This is a genomic window from Sphingobium baderi, from assembly GCF_001456115.1.
GTDB classification, from domain to species: Bacteria; Pseudomonadota; Alphaproteobacteria; order Sphingomonadales; family Sphingomonadaceae; genus Sphingobium; species Sphingobium baderi_A.
In genome coordinates, this window is record NZ_CP013264.1 from 3,893,992 (window position 1) to 3,908,332 (window position 14,341).

Sequence of the window (14,341 nt, forward strand, 5' to 3'; positions counted from 1 at the left end):
TGATGTCTTACAGGTCGATCAGCAGGCGGGTCGGGTCCTCGATCGCGTTCTTCACCGCAACGAGGAAAGTGACCGCCTCACGGCCATCGATCAAGCGATGGTCATAGCTGAGCGCCAGATACATCATCGGACGCACGACGACCTGACCATTGCGAACGACGGGGCGGTCCTCGATCCGGTGGAGGCCCAGCACCGCCGACTGTGGCGGGTTGATGATCGGAGTCGACATCAGCGAACCGAACACGCCGCCATTGGAGATGGTGAAGGTGCCGCCCTTCATATCTTCCATGGTCAGCGCGCCTTCCTTGGCGCGCTTGCCGAAGTCGCCGATGGTCTTTTCGATCTGCGCCACGCTCATGCTTTCGGCGTTGCGGATGACCGGCACGACGAGACCATTGGGCGCGGACACGGCGACCGAGATGTCGGCGAAATCGTTATAAACGATCTCGTCGCCTTCGATCTGCCCGTTGACGCCCGGCACGTCCTTGAGCGCCATGCAGACCGCCTTGGTGAAGAAGCCCATGAAGCCAAGACGGACGCCATGCTTCTTTTCGAATAGATCCTTATACTTACCGCGCGCCTCGATGACGGCGGACATGTCGACATCGTTGAATGTGGTGAGCAACGCGGCGTTGTTCTGCGCTTCCTTGAGGCGCTTGGCGACCGTCTGGCGCAGGCGGGTCATCTTCACCCGCTCTTGTTTGCGGCTGGGACCGGCTGCGGGCGCATCGGTGGCAGGCGCGGAGGCGGCAGGCGTGAACGCCCCAGCCTTGGCGGTTCCTGCCGTGACCGCGGCCAAAACATCATCCTTGGTCAGGCGACCATCCTTGCCGGTGCCCTTGATCTTGCTGGGGTCAAGCCCATGTTCCAGCACCAGACGGCGCACGGCAGGCGAAAGCGTCAGATTGCCGCCATCGCCTTCCTCATCCGCCGGCGCTGAAGCAACCGATGCGGGAGCGGCGGCTTGCGCCTTGGCGGCAGGCTCCGGGGCAGAGGGTGCAGGTGCAGCGGCAGCCGTCGCGCCCTCATTGATAGTAGCGAGCAGCGCGCCAACCTCAACTGTGTCGCCTTCCTTGGCGATGATGTCGCCCAGCGTTCCGCCAACCGGCGCGGGCACGTCGACCGCGACCTTGTCGGTTTCCAGGCTGACGATCGGCTCATCCGCCTTCACGGCTTCACCGGGCTTCTTAAGCCACTGGCCTACAGTGGCTTCGGTAACGGATTCGCCCAGGGTCGGGACTTTGACTTCGGTTGCCATGAGCTTCTTCAGCCTTTCTTCTGGCGGCGGATTTCTTCACGAACGCTGTGGCCCAGCGCATCAGCGACGAGCGCGCCCTGTTCGGCGACGTGACGCTTGGCAAGGCCTGTGGCGGGCGATGCCGACGCCTTGCGACCGGCATAGCGAGCGCGCATCGGCGCTCTGCCGGCATTGGCAAGCGCTTCCTCAATATAGGGTTCGACGAAGAACCAGCCGCCATTGTTGCGGGGTTCCTCCTGACACCAGATCACTTCCTCCAGGTTCGGCATGCGCTTGGCACGCATGGCGAGCGCTTCGGTCGGGAAGGGATAGAGTTGCTCGATCCGGACGATCTGGGTGTTCTTGTCCCCCGCCGCGTCGCGCGCCTCGATCAGGTCATAGGCGACCTTGCCCGAACAGAGCACCAGACGCTTGGTGTCCTTGTCAGCCGCCGGATTAGTGTCCGAGAGGATACGCATGAAATGCGTTTCACCCTGGAAATCCTCTGCCTTGCTCACCGCCAACTTGTGCCGCAGCAGCGACTTGGGCGTCATCAGGATGAGAGGCTTGCGGAAAGGACGCAGCATCTGGCGGCGCAGGATGTGGAAATAGTTCGCCGGGGTGGTGCAGTTGGCGACCTGAATATTCCCCTCCGCGCAAAGCTGGAGATAACGCTCCAACCGCGCCGAGCTATGCTCTGGCCCCTGACCTTCATAGCCGTGCGGCAACAGGCAGACGAGACCATTCGCGCGCAACCACTTGCTTTCCGACGAAGCGATATACTGGTCGAAGATGATCTGCGCGCCATTGGCGAAATCGCCGAACTGCGCTTCCCACATAACCAGGCTCTTCGGGTCCGCGAGCGCATAGCCATATTCGAAGCCCAGCACGCCATATTCTGAAAGCGGGCTGTCCAGCACCTCGAAGCGGCCGTGGGGCACGGTCGACAGCGGGATATACTTGTCTTCCGTGTCCTGATCGACCCAGACCGAGTGACGCTGGCTGAAAGTGCCGCGGCCCGAATCCTGCCCCGACAGACGCACGCCATAGCCTTCCGACAGCAGCGAACCAAAAGCCAGTGCCTCACCGGTCGCCCAGTCGAAATTCGCGCCAGTCTTGAACATTTCAGCTTTGGCATCGATCACGCGGCGCAGCGTCTTGTGGACGTTGACGTCGGCGGGAATGGTGGTCAACGTCTTGCCAAGGCTGTCGAACAGCTTCTGGCTGATCGCGCTTTCCACATTCTGCCGAGTGGTTTCGGCATCGGCGGGTTTGTGCAGGCCCGACCAGCGTCCGGTGAACCAGTCGGCCTTGTTGGGCTTGTAGCTCTTGGCCGCCTCGAACTCTTCTTCCAGATGATTGACGAAATCGCCCGTCGCCTTGTTGACGAAGTCGTCATCGACAACGCCTTCAGCCTTGAGGCGCGCCGAATAGACATCGCTCACTGGCGGATGCTGGCGGATCTTCGCGTACATCAGCGGCTGCGTGAAGCTCGGCTCGTCGCCTTCATTATGACCGAAGCGGCGATAGCACCACATGTCGATCACGATATCGCGGTGGAAGGTCTGACGATATTCGATGGCCAGCTTGCACGCGAAGGTGACGGCTTCGGGATCGTCGCCATTGACGTGCAGGATCGGCGCCTGAACCCCCTTCGCAACGTCGCTCGGATAAGGTGAGGAGCGCGCGAACTGGGGTGAGGTGGTGAAGCCGACCTGATTGTTCACGACGAAATGGATGCAACCGCCGGTATTATAGCCACGGATGCCTGAAAAGCCGAAACATTCCCAGACGATGCCCTGACCTGCGAAAGCCGCATCTCCGTGAATCAGCACCGGCAGAACCTGCTCATGCTTTTCCAGATCGTCGCGGAACACCTGCTGCGCGCGCACCTTGCCCAACACGATCGGATCGACCGTTTCCAGGTGTGATGGGTTCGGCACCAGGCTCATATGCACCTTGATGCCGTCGAACTCACGGTCGGTGGACGTGCCGAGGTGATATTTCACGTCCCCCGAACCGCCAACATCCTCGGGGTTCGCGGTGCCACCCGAAAATTCGTGAAAAATGACGCGAAAGCCCTTGGCCATTACATTGGCCAGCACGTTCAGGCGGCCGCGATGCGCCATGCCGAACACGATCTCGCGCACGCTGGAAGCGCCGCCATATTTGATGATGGCTTCCAGCGCCGGAATCATGGATTCGCCGCCGTCCAGGCCGAAACGCTTGGTGCCGACATATTTGCGGCCCAGGAATTTCTCATATTGCTCGGCCTGGATGACCTTGGACAGGATCGCCCGCTTACCCTCCGGGGTGAAGTGGATTTCCTTGTCCTTGCCCTCCATGCGATCCTGAAGGAACACGCGTTCCTCCACATCGGCGATGTGCATATATTCCAGGCCGACATTGCCGCAGTAATTCTGCCGCAGGATGGCCACGATCTCCTCGACCGTGGCATAGTCGAGGCCCAGCGTGCCACCGAGGAATATCTTCTTCTTGAGATCGTTCAGCCCATGATATTCCGGCGTCAAATCCGCTGGAATCTGACGCTGGGAAAGCCCCAGGGGATCGAGATTGGCCGCCAGATGCCCGCGCACGCGATAGGTGCGGATCAGCATCTGGGCGCGAATCGCATCTTCCGCCGCCTCAGCGACTTCTGCTTCACCCGTTACCTTGCCCACGGACTTCGCGGCGGCTTTGATCGCCACCTGCATCTGCGTGGGGTCCAGCGCCCCGGTCAGATCGTCGGTATCGATCGGCGGCCAGTTGGTGCGTGCCCAGCTCGGCCCGCGCTCTACCTCGAAATCCTGATTCTCGTAACCCATCGTCTTCGTCCCATCCTGGCCGCGCGCATCGCGGAACGGGAAAGGCAGCCGGGGTGCAGCCCGGCCGCCTGTCTTCCGGTCAGCCCTTCAGCACGTCCAGCAGAGTCGTGCCGAGTTCGGAGGGGCTGGCAGCAACCTTGATGCCAGCGGCTTCCATCGCCGCAATCTTGCTTTCCGCATCGCCCTTGCCGCCCGACACGATCGCGCCGGCATGGCCCATGCGGCGGCCCGGAGGCGCCGTGCGGCCCGCGATGAAGCCAGCCATCGGCTTCTTGCGACCCTTCTTCGCTTCGTCGATCAGGAACTGGGCAGCCTGCTCCTCCGCGTCTCCGCCGATTTCGCCGATCATGATAATCGATTCGGTCGCGTCGTCGGCCAGGAACAGTTCCAGCACGTCGATGAAGTTGGTGCCATTGACCGGATCGCCACCAATGCCGACAGCGGTCGTCTGGCCAAGGCCCGCGTTCGAGGTCTGGAACACCGCCTCATAGGTCAGCGTGCCGGAGCGCGAGACGACGCCAACGCTGCCCTGCTTGAAGATGCTGCCCGGCATGATACCGATCTTGCATTCATTGGGGGTCAGCACGCCGGGGCAGTTCGGCCCGATCAGGCGCGACTTGCTGCCCGACAAAGCGCGCTTCACGCGCACCATGTCCAGCACGGGAATACCCTCGGTGATGCAGACGATCAGCGGGATTTCCGCGTCGATCGCCTCCAGGATCGAATCGGCCGCGAATGGCGGCGGCACGTAGATGACCGATGCGTCCGCGCCGGTCCTGGCCTTCGCTTCGGCGACGGTGTCAAACATGGGCAGGCCGATATGGGTCGTGCCGCCCTTGCCCGGCGTAACGCCCGCAACCATCTGCGTACCATAGGCCAGCGCCTGTTCGGTGTGGAAGGTGCCGGTGGCACCGGTCATACCCTGGGTGATGACCTTGGTGTTCTTGTTCACCAGAATGGACATGAAAGCCCCTTCATCGTCTCAATGGCGTGGCATTTGGGGTTGGCGGCCCGCTTCAGGATGCCGACTTGCCTGAAACGGACCGGTGCAGTTGTTGGGCTGTCAGGCCAGCGAGGAGTCAATACCCTTGCAGGCTTCCAGCAGCTCCTTGACGGCGTCAACCGACACCTGAAGGTTGGCCTTGGCCTCCGCGTCCAGATCGATCTCGATGACCTGCTCGACACCATCCTTGCCGATGATGACGGGCACGCCGACATAGAGATTGTCGACGCCATATTGGCCGGTCAGGTTCGCCGCGCAGGGCAACAGGCGCTTCTGGTCGAACAGATAGGCTTCGGCCATCGCGATGCCGCTGGTCGCGGGTGCATAGAAGGCGGAGCCGGTCTTGAGCAGGCCGACAATTTCGCCGCCGCCCGAACGGGTGCGCTGGACGATGGCGTCGATGCGCTCCTTGGTGGAGCGGCCCATCTTGATGAGGTCGGGGATCGGGATGCCCGCGACGGTCGAATATTCGACGACCGGGACCATGGTGTCGCCATGGCCGCCCAGGACGAAGCTGTTCACTTCCTTCACCGACACCTGGAACTCTTCGGCCAGGAAGTGGCCGAAGCGCGCGGAGTCGAGGACGCCCGCCATGCCGACAACCTTGTTATGCGGCAGGCCGGAAAATTCGCGCAGCGCCCACACCATCGCGTCGAGCGGGTTGGTGATGCAGATGACGAAGGCGTTCGGCGCATTGTTCTTGATGCCCTCGCCCACAGCCTTCATGACCTTGAGGTTGATGCCCAGCAGATCGTCGCGGCTCATGCCCGGCTTGCGAGCGACGCCGGCGGTGACGATGATGACGTCGGCGTCCTTGATGTCGGCATAATCGTTGGTGCCGGTGATCTTAGCATCGAAGCCTTCGACGGGACCGCATTGCGACAGATCCAGCGCCTTGCCCTGCGGCACGCCTTCGACCACGTCGAACAGGACGATGTCGCCCAGCCCTTTGAGGGCCGCCAGATGCGCGAGCGTGCCGCCGATATTGCCAGCGCCGATGAGCGCGATCTTCTTACGGGCCATATGCAATCATCCTCCAAGCTCGAAATATTGGAATTGCTCGCCCGCTTAGGCCGATATGACAAAGGTTTCAACCTGCCAAAAGATGGCCGCGTAATTTATCTTTGCAATTCATTCGCAATTGCATTATAGGTCCGCCCGCCTTTGTCGCTCACGCGCTCCTACCCTGGTGCCTGATCCCTTCCCACAAAGGCTGCCTGCCGGATGCCTCTCCATTTTGGGAGGCATCCGGGCTATTTTCATGACAACAGGCAAAAAAGCCACGCAACGCAGCTTCGGTTATTTGGAACCGTGGCCCAGCGCCAGATAATCATCCGACTGCATTTCCATAAGGCGGGAGACGGTTCGCTCGAACTCAAAGGCGCCATCCCCTTCAGGATAGAGGCACGCAGGTTCAGCGTCTGCCGAGGCAAGCAGCTTCACCTTATATTCGTAAAGCGAGTCGATCAGCGTCACGAAGCGCGCGGCTTCGTTGCGATTTTCCGGGCCGAGAACGGGGATGCCGACGATGATGACCGTGTGATATTTGCGAGCGATGGCCAGATAATCGGGCGCGCCGCGCGCCTCTGCACAGAGTCGCTTGAAGGAGAAAACCGCAACCCCTTTCAGGCTTTTGGGCACATGGAGCGTGCGACCGCCCTGCACCGGAATATCTTCGGACGGCACATGGTCCCGATCCTCCGGCGGATAATCGGTCAGGCGGAAAAACGCTTGGCTGAGCGCCGCCGTCGCCTCCGGCCCATTGGGGGAATGCCACAATGTCGCATCGCCCAGACGGTCGAGCCGATAGTCGGTCGGCCCGTTCAGCGTCATGACGTCCAGCCGTTCCTTGATCAGATCGATGAAGGGCAGGAAAAGCTGACGGTTAAGGCCATTCTTGTAGAGATCGTCCGGCGCGCGGTTGGATGTGGTGACGATCGTGACGCGCCTGTCGAGCAATCCGGTAAACAGCCGCGACATGATCGCGGCGTCAGCCATATTGTTCACGACCATCTCATCGAAACAAAGCAGCCGCGCTTCCTCCGCCAGCGAATCGACGACCGGCGGGATCGGATCACCCGTTTCGGACTTGCGCGCTTCGGCGAGCCGCGCATGGACATCCAGCATGAATTCGTGGAAATGGGCGCGCTTCTTGCGCTGCACATGCGCGGCATCGAAGAACAGGTCCATCAGCATCGACTTGCCGCGCCCGACCCCACCCCACATATAGAGACCGCGCGGCGGTTCCGGCGGCTTACGCAACAATTTCCAGAGCGTCGACCCGCGCGGCGGCGTCGCTTCCAATTCGGCCTGCAACCGGGTCAACCGTTCGGCCGCAGCGCGCTGATCGGAATCCGGCCGCAATTCGCCCGCGGCGATCAGGGCGTCGTACCGGGTGATTACCTCGGTCACCGGTTCTGGCCGACCTTTCGGATCGTGGCCATGAAGGTTGCGATAACGCCGAAATCCTGCTCCACCGTGCCGCGCAAAAAGGCCATGCGGCCGGTTTCGCGCACCAGTTCGACCACGGCGTCCATGTTGCGCCCCGCCTCGCCCGGCGCGAGGAACTGGATCGACAGGTCGATCGTGACGGCAAAGCCAGATTCGTTGATGCCGCATCCGCGCGCGCCGGCGAAGATGGCAATGTCGATGAAGCCCGCCGTCGCACCGCCATGCATTTTGCCGGTGACGCTCGTCAGTATCTCATCCGGCAGCACACGGACACGGGCAACGCGCCCCGGCTCCTCCTCACGCACGCGGACTGGATTGTAGAGCGTGTTGAAACGCCCGTTCTGCCGCGGCCCCCAGATCATCCACCCCGCATTGTTCGGATCGGGCAGATAATCGAAGGCGATTTCCCGTTCGTCCGTCACCCGATCAAAGCTGCCGTTCGACCATCATTTTCTTGGTTTCGGCAATCGCCTTGGCCGGACTGAGACCTTTGGGGCAGACGTTCGCGCAGTTCATAATGGTATGGCAGCGATAAAGGCGGAAGGGATCTTCCAGTTCGTCCAGACGCTCGCCAGTATATTCGTCGCGGCTGTCCGCCAGCCAGCGATAGGCCTGAAGCAGGATCGCCGGGCCAAGGAACTTGTCGCTGTTCCACCAGTAGCTGGGGCAGCTGGTCGAGCAGCAGGCGCACAGGATGCACTCGTAAAGGCCGTCCAGCTTCTCGCGGTCGGCGGGCGACTGGAGCCGTTCCTTGCCGCTGGGTGCGGGGCTGACGGTTTGCAGCCACGGCTTGATCGAGTTGTACTGGGCATAGAAATGGGTGAAGTCAGGGACGAGATCCTTGATGACATCCATGTGCGGCAGCGGCGTGATCCGCACTTCCTTGCCCGCGCATTCATCGATGGCGGTGGTGCAGGCCAGACCGTTCCTGCCGTTCATGTTCATCGAACAGGAACCGCAAATGCCTTCGCGGCACGAACGGCGGAAGGTCAGCGACGAATCATATTCGTTCTTGATCTTGAGCAGCGCGTCCAGAACCATCGGGCCACAGTTGTCGAGATCGATCTCAAACGTGTCATAATGCGGGTTCTCGCCCGAATCCGGATCGTAGCGATAGACTTTGAAGCTCTTGACGTTGGTCGCGCCGTCCGGCGCCCGATGCACTACGCCCTTGCCAGTGATCTTGCTGTTCTTGGGCAACGCAAATTCGGCCATCGCTGTATCAGTCCTACTATCCCGGTTCCCGCCCCTCAACAATATAGGGACCGCTTAGTCAAGCCGCCTGATCCGATAGAATGTCGCGCAGGGCCGGATCGCACATGTATCTGGCCTTCCCCGACCGAGCGTGCCAAGAAGGCCCACCCCCCTGAGAACGGGCATTGCATGCATATTCTTTTCCTGTTCATCGGTGAACCTCATCAACTGTTTCACGCTTTGCCGATCGCTGCCGAAATGGCAGACATGGGCGTGATACCGCAGGTCGCGGTCGCCAGCCCGGCGCATATGCGGATGGTAGAGACAGTCGCCAATGCCTATCCGGGCTTTGTTCCATCTGTGACGCTGCTGGGCAAGCGCGGGCCCGCTCAATGGCTTCGCCGCCTCCATGTCAGCCGCCATCCCCGCCTGCCCACGCTGCTGGGAGCGCTTCCCTGGTTGCGTCGGTTCGACGCCATCGTCGTGCCGGAGCGGACCACGACCGCCATTCGCCACCTCCTGCCGCGCAGAACACGACTGATCTTCACGCCTCATGGCGCAGGCGACCGGGCCATCACCTTCGATCAGCGGGATCGCCATTTCGACTTTGCTCTTGTTGCTGGAGAAAAGAGTGAAGAGCGGATGCTGGGCGCCGGCACGATCCGGGCCGGACATTATGCCGTCAATGGCTATGTGAAGCTGGATCTCATGACGCGGATGCAGAAAACGCGCGCGTCGTTGTTCGACAATGATCGGCCCACGGTTCTTTACGCGCCGCATTTCCGCCGGTCGCTGTCGTCATGGGACAGGTTCGGGCGGGACGTCATCCAATGGTTCGCCGCGCAGGATCGCTATAATCTGGTGGTCGCGCCGCATGTCCGGCTGTTCGCCGATGCTTCCCAGAGCGAGATCGAGGCGGTGATGCGGCTGGCGGTGCCGGGCAAAATCCTGATCGACCTGCAATCCGACCGGCTGTTCGACATGAGCTATACCGCAGGCGCCGACATTTATCTGGGCGATGTCAGCAGTCAGGTCTACGAATTCCTTGCGACGCCGCGCCCCTGCCTGTTCCTGAACGCGCATGGGGTCGAATGGCGGGGCGATCCCGATTATCTTTTCTGGACTTTAGGCGATGTGCTTAACGACCTGACGGGATTGCCCGGCGCGCTCGATCATGCGGAAGAACGGCACCCGCTATATGCCGAGGCGCAGAGGCAGAGGCTGGCCGAATCCGTCGGCGGCGATCCAGCCGGCGCGGCCCGGCGCGGAGCCGAGGCGATCCTGCGCTTCCTTGCAAAGACCGGTCCAGGCGATAAGAGCAGCGGATCATGAACGACACGCCTTCCCTTCCCGCCCTTGCGCTGATCGGCGACAATTCCACGCATCTATGGGGCATGACCAATGCGGAGCGCCTGCGCCGTCTCGCGCGGGCGGAAGGATTGCCCGACGATACGCCGCAGACCGGAGCGCGGCTCTACGTCAATCTCGACTATGTGTTCGATCCAGTGTGGCTGCGCCATATCCTGACGCGGCCCGGAACGGTGGTGACGGACGGCGGCGCTCTGGTGATGGCGCATCTGACGGCAGGCGTCACGCCGGACGATCTGGAGCGCCATCGCGGCGAACTGGCGTTCATCGATTATCGCGACAATCCGCAAATCTACAACCGGCAGCTTCGTAAGCTGGATTGCCCCTTCATCCAACGGCTGACCCCAACGACCCGGCGGCAGATCGAACGGAAGAGCTATTTCGGCGCTTACAAGGGCGTCACCGACCTGCTGACCAAATATCTCTGGCCGGAACTGGCGTTGTGGCTGACGCGGCTGGCGGCGTCCGTGGGCATGACGCCGAACATAGTGACGGCCATCGGCGCGGCGCTGTGCGTGCTCGCCACCTACCTGTTTTCGCAAGGGCTTTATTGGAGCGGGATGCTGGCGGGGTTCGTGTTCATGGTGCTGGATACCGTGGACGGGAAGCTGGCGCGCTGCACAATCACCTCATCCAAATGGGGCAATGTGTTCGATCATGGCGTCGATCTGATTCACCCGCCCTTCTGGTGGTATTTCTGGGGCATCGGGCTGTCCGCCTGGGGGTTGGCGCTGTCTTCGCAAGCCTTTGCGTTGGTGATGGCGGCAGTGATTGCGGGCTATGTCTTGCAGCGACTGATCGAAGGGATGTTCCTAAAGGATTTCGGCATGGACATCCATGTCTGGCAGCCCTTCGACAGCCGGTTCCGGCTGATTACCGCGCGGCGCAATCCGAACATGGTGATCCTGTTCGTGGCGCTGCTGTTCGGGCGGCCGGATGTCGGGCTGATCGCGCTGGCGTGGTGGACGGTGATTTCGCTGGTTGTGCATGCGGCGCGGCTGGCGCAGGCTTATGGTGTGAAGCGGTCGGGGCGGGCGATTGTGAGCTGGATGGAAGCGAAATCATGAATGAAACCATCAAGGGATTCGGTTTTCCGCAGACGCTTGTAGGAGATTTCCAACATTGGGTCGTGCTGCTCCGGCCCGCGCAGCCCACGCTGGGATCGCTGGTGCTGGCGGCGAAGAGCGAGGCGACCGCCTTTGGCGATCTGCCCGCGGAAGCCCATGCCGAACTCGCCGTGGTGACGAAGGCGATTGAAAGCGCGCTCCGCCAGGCCGTGAGCTATGCGAAGATCAATTACCTCATGCTGATGATGGTGGACCCGCATGTGCATTTCCACGTCATCCCCCGCTATGAGGGCGCGCGCGGCCATGCGGGCGTCGATGTCCCCGACGCCGGGTGGCCGGGGCAGCCGGATCTGGGCAGCGCGGTCAAATTGACGGCGGAGCAGCGGGATGCGCTGGCGCAATGGCTGAAAGGCCATTTCGACTGAAACGAATCGACATTCAGAAGATGGTGGAGCGAGCCGAAGGCCAGCGAAGCTAAAGGGGGGGATTTCCATGAACCGGCGCGCAGCGACCCGCAGGGTCATGAACACCGGAAGCGGGGAAAGACGCCATTTGCAGCCCACCAGAACCGAAAGCCGATCCGTCCTGAAGCCGACACAGGCTTATTTCGCGTAACGCCCTTCCGCCACCCAGCGGGCGGTCAGGGCATTGGCGGCTTCCACATCCTGCGGGAAATCAACTTCCTGCCAGTCCAGCCCCTCGATCGAAACGGTGCCGACGCGGTTACCCTTCGCGATGATGTCGATGGCGCGCAGATACCAGCGTTCCACGCCTTCGGGCGTCCGCATCATCTGGTCGATCTGATTGCGGAAGATCGCCGGGCCTTCGCCGGTAAAGGCCAGCATCCCGATGGATTCGGCGTTGGTGTCAGGCGGCAGCAACCGCTTACCGATGGCGTGAAGCTGGCCGCTTTCGTCGCGGTTCACCTTCATGTCGTCATCGTCATAGTCGGACTTCACGTCGACGGTGACGGTGATCGCGTCCTGCGCGCCGCCGACCAGTCGGCCCACAATCTCATCCGATATGATAGTGTCGCCGTTGAGGATGATGAAGTCGCGGTCCATTTCCTCTCGCGCGATCCAGCAGGTGCCCAGATTGTCCGCGACCTGGAAAAAGGGATTGAACAGCGTCCGCACCCGCGCGCCGGTGTCCCGGTAAAGTTGAAGCGCGTGATCCTCCACCCGTTCCGTGCGGAAGCCCGTGACGACCACAATATCGCTGACCCCGTTCGCCACCAGCGCCGCCACCTGCCAGCTGATGAGGGTGCGGCCATTGAAGTCGATCATGCATTTGGGAATGTCGCGGGTCAACGGAAGGAGACGCGAACCCTGCCCCGCCGACAGGATGATGGCTTTGGTGATGCTCATGGGGCGCTGCTGTAGAACATCGGGCGGGGATGTGGGAACGGGTTTTTTTGAAGAACCGATGGGAAATCGGCCGGGCACCTTATGACCCCGCCCGCCGCAAGCGAGCGCTCTGGCCGCTGCGATCGGCAAAGGCCGGATTCAGACCAGATTCCTGACGGTTGCCGGATCGAACGGCAGGAAACTCTCTCCGCGCTCGGCCTTCCGCGCCCATTGCGGATCGGCGATGAGCGCGCGCCCCACGCCGATCAGATCAAATTCGCCGGCGGTCATGCGCCGCCGCACCCCGGCCAGATTGTCGATGCCCGCGCTGCCCCCCGCAGCATAGGAACCATAGAGGTCGCGATCCAGACCGACACCGCCGACGGCCATGGCAGGCAGCCCCGTAAGCTGCCTGGCCCATCCCGCGAGCGTCAGGTCGCTTCCATCGAAGGCCGGCATATCAAATTTGCGCGTGCTCGCGTCGAAGATGTCGACACCCGCATCGACCAGAGGGCGCAGCATCGTCTCCAATTCTCCCGGCGTCCGGGCAAGCAGCGCCTGATAATCCTGCTGTTTCCATTGCGAGAAACGAAACATGATCGGGACATCGCCGCCCACCGCGCCGCGGATGGCGGACACCACCGCCGCCGCGAAGGCGCTGCGCCCGGCCAGATCGCCGCCCCAGCGGTCATTACGGCGATTGGTTTCCGCCCACAAAAATGAGTCGATCAGATAGCCATGCGCGCCATGAATGGCGATGCCGTCGAACCCCGTAAGGACCGCATTGCGCGCGGCATCCGCAAATGCGGCAATCACGTCGGCGATCTCCCCATCCGTCATCGCCTTTCGCTCCGGGAGAACGCGGGCGACATAATCGTCAGGGACGGTCGACCTGCGTCCCGCCGGTCCCCAAAGGCCCGACGGCCTGCTCGAAGGCACCTGCGGATAAGGCCCGGTGCCGTCCTCGCGGATCGGCCCCATGTGCCAGAGTTGCGGGAATATCCTGCCTCCCGCGCCATGCACCGCGTCGACCACCGCCCGCCAGCCCGCGAGCGCGGCGTCGCCATATAGGAAGGGAACGTCCCTTTCCTTCATGCTGCCGCCACCCAGCGCGGAGCCGTGCTGGATGCCGACGCCTTCGGTCACGATCAGCCCTACGCCGGCTTCCGCACGGCGTCGGTAATAGGCGATGACCGCGTCGTTCGGCACGCCGCCGGGAGAACGGTTCCGGGTCATCGGCGCCATCACGATTCGATTGTCCAGCCGAACCTTGCCGATCGAAAATGGGCTGAAAAGAATGTCCTGCATATGATGCTCCTTCCTGACCGACTGTATGGCAGTCAGGTTCCCCATGGAAAGAAGGCACGAGAATGTAGTATAGGCACCCAATGGATACTAAGAATCCAACCGAACGATATGACGTTATGCGAGCGGACTGTCCCGCACGGCAGATCCTGGACAGGATCGCAGACAAGTGGACGGTGCTGGTCATTCTCGCGCTGGCAACAGGTCCGCTGCGTTTCGGGCGTCTTAAAGCAAAAGTGGAAGGCGTGAGTCAAAAGATGTTGACCCAGACCCTTCGCGGGCTGGAACGCGATGGAATGGTGGATCGCGCCGCTTATCCTACGGTTCCCGTTACTGTGGAATATGCGCTTACACCGCTCGGACACAGCTTGGTTGATGCTGTCGTTGGGTTGCGGCGATGGAGCCATGCACATATCGACAAGATCGATCAGGCTCGCCGTCGTTACGACACGGGCAAAAGCGAGAATGCAAATTTATAAGCGGAAATATGCCTTCCACCGCTTCGCGAACGCCACGCCATCCCCATTTGCCGATTGCCGCCAGAG

Annotated in this window: 13 protein-coding genes; 4 read left to right on the plus strand and 9 right to left on the minus strand. The window is 61.7% G+C overall.

Annotation, left to right across the window (positions count from 1 at the left end; all coding sequences use genetic code 11):
• Nucleotides 1-7: 7 nt before the first annotated feature.
• From odhB to ATN00_RS19080, 7 genes are all read right to left on the minus strand, one after another.
• Complete coding sequence (gene odhB, locus ATN00_RS19050) at nucleotides 8-1,258, minus strand: 2-oxoglutarate dehydrogenase complex dihydrolipoyllysine-residue succinyltransferase (RefSeq protein ID WP_062067816.1); 1,251 nt, start codon at nucleotides 1,256-1,258, stop codon at nucleotides 8-10.
• A gap of 8 nt (nucleotides 1,259-1,266) precedes the next feature.
• A complete protein-coding gene (locus ATN00_RS19055; RefSeq protein WP_062067819.1) occupies nucleotides 1,267-4,062 on the minus strand; it encodes a 2-oxoglutarate dehydrogenase E1 component in 2,796 nt (931 codons plus the stop codon).
• Between the two features lie 79 nt (nucleotides 4,063-4,141).
• Nucleotides 4,142-5,026, minus strand: a complete 885-nt coding sequence (sucD, locus tag ATN00_RS19060; protein ID WP_062067822.1) for a succinate--CoA ligase subunit alpha — start codon at nucleotides 5,024-5,026, stop codon at nucleotides 4,142-4,144.
• Nucleotides 5,027-5,125: 99 nt separating this feature from the next.
• Nucleotides 5,126-6,088, minus strand: coding sequence for a malate dehydrogenase (mdh, locus tag ATN00_RS19065; RefSeq protein WP_062067825.1), 963 nt, complete (start codon nucleotides 6,086-6,088; stop codon nucleotides 5,126-5,128).
• Between the two features lie 276 nt (nucleotides 6,089-6,364).
• A complete protein-coding gene (zapE, locus tag ATN00_RS19070) occupies nucleotides 6,365-7,477 on the minus strand; it encodes a cell division protein ZapE (protein ID WP_062067828.1) in 1,113 nt (370 codons plus the stop codon).
• A complete protein-coding gene (locus tag ATN00_RS19075) occupies nucleotides 7,474-7,938 on the minus strand; it encodes a PaaI family thioesterase (protein ID WP_062067831.1) in 465 nt (154 codons plus the stop codon). Before ATN00_RS19075 ends, zapE begins: the two co-directional genes overlap by 4 nt.
• A 4-nt stretch (nucleotides 7,939-7,942) precedes the next feature.
• Nucleotides 7,943-8,731, minus strand: coding sequence for a succinate dehydrogenase iron-sulfur subunit (locus ATN00_RS19080; protein WP_062067834.1), 789 nt, complete (start codon nucleotides 8,729-8,731; stop codon nucleotides 7,943-7,945).
• 168 nt (nucleotides 8,732-8,899) lie between these two features.
• Here ATN00_RS19080 and ATN00_RS19085 point away from each other — a divergent pair, with 168 nt between their 5' ends.
• From ATN00_RS19085 to ATN00_RS19095, 3 genes are read left to right on the plus strand one after another with little or no spacing between them, the layout of a single operon-like run.
• On the plus strand, nucleotides 8,900-10,042 hold the full coding sequence (locus ATN00_RS19085; RefSeq protein WP_062067837.1) for a CDP-glycerol glycerophosphotransferase family protein: 1,143 nt from the start codon (nucleotides 8,900-8,902) through the stop codon (nucleotides 10,040-10,042).
• Nucleotides 10,039-11,145, plus strand: coding sequence for a CDP-alcohol phosphatidyltransferase family protein (locus tag ATN00_RS19090; RefSeq protein ID WP_062067840.1), 1,107 nt, complete (start codon nucleotides 10,039-10,041; stop codon nucleotides 11,143-11,145). Before ATN00_RS19085 ends, ATN00_RS19090 begins: the two co-directional genes overlap by 4 nt.
• A complete protein-coding gene (locus tag ATN00_RS19095; RefSeq protein WP_062067843.1) occupies nucleotides 11,142-11,570 on the plus strand; it encodes an HIT family protein in 429 nt (142 codons plus the stop codon). Before ATN00_RS19090 ends, ATN00_RS19095 begins: the two co-directional genes overlap by 4 nt.
• Nucleotides 11,571-11,747: 177 nt before the next feature.
• On the opposite strand, the gene ATN00_RS19100 is transcribed toward ATN00_RS19095, so the two are convergent.
• Nucleotides 11,748-12,512 carry a phosphocholine cytidylyltransferase family protein gene (locus ATN00_RS19100; RefSeq protein ID WP_062067845.1) on the minus strand — a complete coding sequence of 255 codons (765 nt, stop codon included), beginning with the start codon at nucleotides 12,510-12,512 and terminating at the stop codon, nucleotides 11,748-11,750.
• Nucleotides 12,513-12,650: 138 nt separating this feature from the next.
• Nucleotides 12,651-13,799 carry an oxidoreductase gene (locus ATN00_RS19105; protein ID WP_062067848.1) on the minus strand — a complete coding sequence of 383 codons (1,149 nt, stop codon included), beginning with the start codon at nucleotides 13,797-13,799 and terminating at the stop codon, nucleotides 12,651-12,653.
• Nucleotides 13,800-13,879: 80 nt separating this feature from the next.
• Here ATN00_RS19105 and ATN00_RS19110 point away from each other — a divergent pair, with 80 nt between their 5' ends.
• A complete protein-coding gene (locus tag ATN00_RS19110) occupies nucleotides 13,880-14,275 on the plus strand; it encodes a winged helix-turn-helix transcriptional regulator (protein ID WP_062067851.1) in 396 nt (131 codons plus the stop codon).
• Nucleotides 14,276-14,341 lie beyond the last annotated feature (66 nt).

Excerpts from the sequence above, each read along its gene's own strand:
- ATN00_RS19105 (WP_062067848.1), bottom strand. The coding sequence starts at position 13,799 with ATGCAGGACATTCTTTTCAGCCCATTTTCGATCGGCAAGGTTCGGCTG.
- ATN00_RS19085 (WP_062067837.1), top strand. The coding sequence starts at position 8,900 with ATGCATATTCTTTTCCTGTTCATCGGTGAACCTCATCAACTGTTTCAC.
- mdh (WP_062067825.1), bottom strand. The coding sequence starts at position 6,088 with ATGGCCCGTAAGAAGATCGCGCTCATCGGCGCTGGCAATATCGGCGGC.
- ATN00_RS19055 (WP_062067819.1), bottom strand. The coding sequence starts at position 4,062 with ATGGGTTACGAGAATCAGGATTTCGAGGTAGAGCGCGGGCCGAGCTGG.
- ATN00_RS19095 (WP_062067843.1), top strand. The coding sequence starts at position 11,142 with ATGAATGAAACCATCAAGGGATTCGGTTTTCCGCAGACGCTTGTAGGA.
- odhB (WP_062067816.1), bottom strand. The coding sequence starts at position 1,258 with ATGGCAACCGAAGTCAAAGTCCCGACCCTGGGCGAATCCGTTACCGAA.
- ATN00_RS19100 (WP_062067845.1), bottom strand. The coding sequence starts at position 12,512 with ATGAGCATCACCAAAGCCATCATCCTGTCGGCGGGGCAGGGTTCGCGT.
- ATN00_RS19090 (WP_062067840.1), top strand. The coding sequence starts at position 10,039 with ATGAACGACACGCCTTCCCTTCCCGCCCTTGCGCTGATCGGCGACAAT.
- ATN00_RS19110 (WP_062067851.1), top strand. The coding sequence starts at position 13,880 with ATGGATACTAAGAATCCAACCGAACGATATGACGTTATGCGAGCGGAC.
- ATN00_RS19080 (WP_062067834.1), bottom strand. The coding sequence starts at position 8,731 with ATGGCCGAATTTGCGTTGCCCAAGAACAGCAAGATCACTGGCAAGGGC.
- sucD (WP_062067822.1), bottom strand. The coding sequence starts at position 5,026 with ATGTCCATTCTGGTGAACAAGAACACCAAGGTCATCACCCAGGGTATG.